Source organism: Pseudoflavonifractor phocaeensis (genome assembly GCF_016901955.1).
Taxonomy (GTDB): domain Bacteria; phylum Bacillota; class Clostridia; order Oscillospirales; family Oscillospiraceae; genus Flavonifractor; species Flavonifractor phocaeensis_A.
The window spans coordinates 1-5,774 of sequence record NZ_JACJLC010000126.1 but is presented as its reverse complement, the minus strand read 5'-3'; the positions used below and the strand labels follow the sequence as shown (position 1 = coordinate 5,774).

The following is a 5,774-nucleotide window of genomic DNA, read 5'->3' as shown; positions in this document are numbered from 1 at the left end:
GGGTGGTGTTCAGGTTTTCATGGCCCAGCACCTCCTGGAGGGTGCGCACGTCCACGCCGTTTTGGAGCATGAGGGTGGCGGCGGTGTGGCGCAGCTTGTGACTGGAGTAGAGGGAGGGGTCCAGCCCCGCCTTCAGCAGCCGCTGCTTTACCATATAATGGACAGCAGCCGTGGTCATTCGGGTGTGGGAGCGGGTAAGGAAGAGGGCGTTCTTGTCCGCCGCCGCCTGGTGGCTCCGCTCTTCCAGCCAGTCGTCCAGGGCGGCCCGGCAGGCCTCGTTGAGGAAGATCATCCGCTCCTTGTTGCCCTTGCCCAGCACCCGCAGCTGCTCCTGGCGCACATCCTGTAGGTTAAGACCGACTAACTCTGAGATCCGCAGCCCGCAGTTGAGAAAGAGGGTCAAAATACAGTAGTCCCGCACTTGGTTTGGTTCGTCCACGGCCTCCAGCAGCTGGATGGACTCGTCCAGGGACAGAAACCGGGGCAGTGCCTTTTTCAGCCGGGGAGAGTCCAGATCCTGCATGGGGTTTTCGCCCAGGAGCTTGGCCTTGCTGGAGAGATATTTATAAAAGGAGCGGATGGCGGCGATCTTCCGGGCCCGGGCGGAGGGCTCCAGGCCGTAGCCGGAGGTGGGGCTGTTGGCGTGCTTGGCCCGGTCCCGGCTGAGATAGCTCATGTAGCTGTACACGTCGCTGAGGTTGACCGACCGGGCCAGGTCCAGGTCCAGATCATCGATCTCAATCTGATCCAGGGGCGTGTCTCTGGGTACGCGGCCTTTTTCCAGCTTGATGTAGCGGAAGAAGTTGCGCAGATCCAAATAGTATTCGTCTACCGTTTTTTTGGAGTGGCCCTGAATGGTTTCGTGATAGACCAGGAAATTGCGCAGCAGCTCCGGGGCGGTGAGTTTATAGTCATTACGGTCCATGGGGGCGTTTCCCCTCCTCTCAACTCAACAAAATTTTTATTTTGTTGAGTTTATAATCTGGGCCTACAGGGCCTCCCCGCCGGGCCATGCCCAGCCCGGTTCCGGCCCCAGGCCTGTCCCACAGCAATAAAATGAAGCTCCGCTGTGTTGTATCTGTAGTAAACAAATTCAACATACCACCACCGGCTCTCTTTGTCAACCGGCCCCGTCCAGCAGCTGGCGCATCCGCCGCTGGGCCTCGGCGGCCTGGGCCTGGCGCTGGTTGGCCCCGTCGAAGCGCACCGGCACGCACCGCTCCAGCACCCGGTCATAGATCCGCCGCCGCTCCAGCTCAGGCGTTTGGGTCAGCTCCTGGTGTGTCAGATTGGTGGTGACGATCATGGGCCGCCCTGACAGGTACCGCCGGTTGATGAGCTCATAGACCTGCTCCTGGGCGTACTGGGTCTGGCGCTCCATACCGAAATCGTCCAGGATGAGCAGCCGGCAGCCCACCAGATCCTCCAGATATTCCATCCGCGCCCCGCCGTCCAGGCCGAACAGCCGCAGCAGCACCTGGCCCAGGGTGGTCATCCGTACGGTCACAAGCCGCTCCACCAGGGCGTTGGCGATGCAGGCGGCGGCGAAGGTCTTGCCGGTGCCTGTGGGCCCCCACAGCAGCAGCCCCTGGTTCTCCCGTTCCATATCCTCCCAGTGCTCCGCGTACCGCCGGGCATAGTCCAGCTGGGGCACGTCTCCGTTGTCCCGGTCAAAGGTACACTGCCAGAGCAGCCTGGCCTGGCCAAAGGCTTTTTCCCGGTATTCGGAGAGCACAAATTCCTCTTCCCGCTTCCGGAACTGCTCCAGCAGCGCTCTCTCCTGCTCCTCTTCTTCCAGAAACAGTTTTTCTTCCGTCCTCATAAGCTCTCCTCTCCCCAACCTTGCTCAGAAGATTGGTTTTTATCAGTTGGTTTCCTCTGTTGGTTAGTGGGCTCTTTTGGACCCGGGGGTGGGGGCTTTTTGGCCCCCTCCCCCAGGTCTTTTTGGACCCCTCCCCCGGTGCGAAAAGGACCCTCGGGCAGGTATAAAAAAATATGGCTGGCTCTCCCCCGCTCCGGGTGCGTCCGAAGGATGAGCCCCGCCTGCTCCAGCTCCTTCAGACGGTCCTTCACAACGCTTTCCCCTTTCCCAAGGGCGGCCGCCAGCTTCTGGATGGGATAGACCACATACACCTGCCCGCCCCTGCCGGTGTAGCCATTTTTGGCGGACAGGGTGCCCCGGTCCAGCAGCAGGGCGTAGAGCAGCAGGGCGGTGCCCGACAGATCCGCCGTCAGCAGGGCCTTGGGCAGGGGCAGGAAGCTGCTCAGCCGGGCGGCGGCGGTATAGGGCTTCACGTCCATAAAAAATTCCCCCTTCTACCCATAGCGGGTTTTAGGGGGAAAGTTGCACGTTTGTGTACACCGGAAGAAAAACTTTTTTAAATTTCCCGCCAGGCACCCATAATATGGATACATCGGAGGGTCTGGAACTGGTAGGAGCTGAGGGGCCGCCGGTCCACGTCGATGGAGTGGGCGGCCACCAGGGTGTTGCGCAGGGTGGGCCGCCACCCCACCTGCACCACGATGGCGGTGTGGGTGAAGCTGTCCCCCCGGGGGCTCATCTGGACAAAATCGCCGGGCAGCAGCAGCTCCAGATCGGTCAGGGCTCCAAAGGGGCCGTCGGTCTGCTCGGTGCGGGTGAGGAACCGCTCAAAATAGTCCACCCCCGACCAGGCCGGGGCCTTGTTGTTGGCGTCGATGTAGTACCATCCCAGATCGGGCCGGTAATCCATGATCCCCGTGCCGGCATACAGGCATTGGGAGGCAAAATTGGTGCAGTCCCCCCCGATGCCCTCGTAGTCGTAATAAGCCGGATTGCGGCTGTAGGCCCACTGGTGGGCGTAGTCCACCGCCGCCCGGCGGTCATAGGGTATCCATTCCCACATGCTGCCTCTCCCCTTTCCCCACAGTCTATGCCCCTCGTGGGGAAAGGGTGAGCGGAAAGAGTGGAGATTGGAGAGATCGTAGGGGCGACCTGTGGTCGCCCGGCGGTGCCGGTGTGGGAAACGGTGGGGCGGGCGGCCACAGGCCGCCCCTACACAAACGACACAGGTTTGTCCGTAGGGGCGATTATCAATCGCCCGCACGTCCCGGGGCGGGAAACGGTGGGTGGCCGCGCCGTGGTCGTCGCGGCCCACGCAGACGGTTCGACCCTGTTCCGTAGGGCCGCCATACATGGCGGCCGGGGTAACGGGGCGGGAAACGGTGCGGCGGGCGGGTCTGGGACCCGCCCCTACGATACCTCCACACTCTTTTTGCTCTTTGGGCAAAAAAAGGAGAGGGTCTCCCCTCTCCTTTTTTACAGCCATATGAACTTAGGCCTTGCCGTCGCAGCCCAGGACGTTGATCAGCTTGTGCTTGACCATCTCCTTGATGTTGGCACGGGCGGGCTTGAGGTACTCGCGGGGGTCAAACTTGTCGGGATGCTCGTTGAAGAACTGACGGATGGTGCCGGTCATGGCCAGGCGCAGATCGGAGTCGATGTTGATCTTACACACGGACATGGAGGCGGCCTTCCGCAGCTGCTCCTCGGGGATACCCACGGCGTCGGGCATCTTGCCGCCGTTCTCGTTGATCATCTTCACATAATCCTGAGGCACGGAGGAAGAGCCGTGGAGCACGATGGGGAAGCCGGGCAGGCGCTTGGAGACCTCTTCCAGCACGTCGAAGCGCAGCGGAGGGGGAACCAGGACACCCTTCTCGTTGCGGGTGCACTGGTCGGCGGTGAACTTGTAGGCGCCATGGCTGGTGCCGATGGCGATGGCCAGGGAGTCACAGCCGGTCTTGGAGACGAACTCCTCCACCTCTTCGGGGCGGGTGTAGGAAGCGGCATGGGCAGCCACCTTCACGTCGTCCTCGATGCCGGCCAGGGTACCCAGCTCAGCCTCCACCACCACGCCGTGGTCGTGGGCGTACTCGACCACCTTCTTGGTGATCTCGATATTCTCCTCAAAGGGCTTGGAGGAGGCGTCGATCATAACGGAAGTAAAGCCGCCGTCGATGCAGCTCTTGCAGGTCTCAAAGTCGGGGCCGTGGTCCAGATGCAGGGCGATGGGGATATTGGGGCACTCGATGACAGCGGCCTCCACCAGCTTCACCAGATAGGTGTGGTTGGCATAGGCGCGGGCGCCCTTGGACACCTGGAGGATCATGGGAGCATTGACTTCCTTGGCGGCCTCGGTGATGCCCTGGACGATCTCCATGTTATTCACGTTGAACGCGCCTACGGCGTACCCACCGGCATAGGCCTTCTGGAACATCTCTTTGGTTGTTACGAGCGGCATAACAATCATCTCCTTTTTTTGTTGCACCATGATTTTAACAGTTCTCATTGATATTTTCAAGAGGGCGTGGTATGATATTCCCGCAAAAATTATTTTGTAAAAATTTTAACCATCAGGAGGCAACTTTCATGAGTGAACTGAGAGGCGCTTGTATCATCGGCCAGTCCGGCGGCCCCACCGCCGTCATCAACGCCAGCGCGCTGGGCGTCATCCGCACCGCCCTGGACACCGAGTGTGTCACCCGGGTCCTGGGCGCCGCCAACGGCATCAAGGGCGTGCTGGAGGACCGGCTGTACGACATGGGCCAGGAGGACGCCGCTGAGCTGGATCTGCTCAAGTACACCCCCTCCTCCGCTCTGGGCTCCTGCCGCTATAAGCTGGCCGACCCCGACAAGGACGACACCGATTACAAGCGGATCCTGGAGATCTTCCAGAAGTATGACGTGCGCTACTTCTTCTACAACGGCGGCAACGACTCCATGGACACCTGCAACAAGATCTCCAAATACATGCAGAAGGTAGGCTATGAGTGCCGCATCATGGGCGTGCCCAAGACCATTGACAACGACCTCAACGGCACCGACCACTGCCCCGGCTTCGCTTCCGCCGCCAAGTATATCGCCACCTCCTGCGCCGAGGTCTGGCAGGACGCCCACGTGTATGACACCGGCATGGTCACCGTCATCGAGATCATGGGCCGTCACGCCGGCTGGCTGGCCGGCTCCGCCGCCCTGGCCTCCCTCACCGGCTGCGGTCCCGACCTGGTCTACCTGCCCGAGGTGGACTTCGATATGGATCAGTTCGTGGCCGACGTTACCGCCATCTACAACAAAACCGGCAAGTGCATGGTGGCCGTGTCCGAGGGCATCCACTACGCCGACGGCCGCTTCGTCTCCGAGGCTGAGACCTCCGCCACCGACGGCTTCGGCCACGCTCAGCTGGGCGGCCTGGCTGTCAAGCTGGCCGACATCATCAAGAACAAGACCGGCGCCAAGGTCCGGGGCATCGAGCTCTCCCTGCTCCAGCGCTGCGGCTCTCACGTGGGCTCCGACACCGACATCCAGGAGGCCTTTGCCGCCGGTAAGGCCGCCGTGGAGGCCGCTGTGGCCGGCACCACTGACAAGATGGTGGCCTTCCAGTGCACCCGTGAGGGCGGCTACAAGTGCGAGACCGTCCTCCAGCCCCTGGACATCGTGGCCAACTTCGAGAAGAAGGTGCCCCGCGAGTGGATCAACGAGGCCGGCAACGGCATCGAGCAGCCCTTCATCGACTACGTGCTGCCCCTGATCCAGGGCGAGCCCAACCGGGCCCTGGAGAACTCTCTCCCCCGCTTTGCCCGCCTGAAGAAGGTCCTCACCACCGAGATGTAAGACTCATCGAACAAAGGGCCTGTTGCAAAATTGACAGTTTGCACAAACCTGTCATTGCGAGCCAGTGCGCACACTGGCGTGGCAATCCGTTTTCCCAGCAAAAGGAGACGGATTCCCACGA

The 5,774-nt window shown here is 61.4% G+C and carries 6 protein-coding genes; 1 reads left to right on the top strand and 5 read right to left on the bottom strand.

Annotated elements, in window-relative coordinates; translation table 11 throughout:
• The 5 genes from H6B51_RS16035 to fba all read right to left on the bottom strand — a co-directional run.
• Window positions 1-925 (bottom strand): tyrosine-type recombinase/integrase (locus tag H6B51_RS16035; protein ID WP_204884610.1); only part of this gene is annotated, 925 nt, incomplete at its 3' end.
• A 195-nt stretch (window positions 926-1,120) separates the two neighbouring features.
• Window positions 1,121-1,822, bottom strand: a complete 702-nt coding sequence (locus H6B51_RS16030) for an ATP-binding protein (RefSeq protein ID WP_204884609.1) — start codon at window positions 1,820-1,822, stop codon at window positions 1,121-1,123.
• Window positions 1,819-2,301 (bottom strand): replication initiator protein A, encoded by a 483-nt coding sequence (locus tag H6B51_RS16025; protein ID WP_204884608.1) that lies wholly within the window; start codon window positions 2,299-2,301, stop codon window positions 1,819-1,821. The genes H6B51_RS16030 and H6B51_RS16025 overlap by 4 nt, the downstream gene beginning before the upstream one ends.
• A gap of 77 nt (window positions 2,302-2,378) precedes the next feature.
• Window positions 2,379-2,885 carry an amidase domain-containing protein gene (locus tag H6B51_RS16020; RefSeq protein ID WP_204884607.1) on the bottom strand — a complete coding sequence of 169 codons (507 nt, stop codon included), beginning with the start codon at window positions 2,883-2,885 and terminating at the stop codon, window positions 2,379-2,381.
• A 429-nt stretch (window positions 2,886-3,314) separates the two neighbouring features.
• Entirely contained in the window at window positions 3,315-4,283 is a 969-nt protein-coding gene (gene fba / locus H6B51_RS16015; protein WP_204884606.1) for a class II fructose-1,6-bisphosphate aldolase, read from the bottom strand.
• Between the two features lie 128 nt (window positions 4,284-4,411).
• Here fba and H6B51_RS16010 point away from each other — a divergent pair, with 128 nt between their 5' ends.
• The gene (locus H6B51_RS16010; RefSeq protein WP_204884605.1) at window positions 4,412-5,653 is read left to right on the top strand and encodes a 6-phosphofructokinase; all 1,242 of its coding nucleotides are present in this window, start codon (window positions 4,412-4,414) and stop codon (window positions 5,651-5,653) included.
• Window positions 5,654-5,774: the final 121 nt, after the last annotated feature.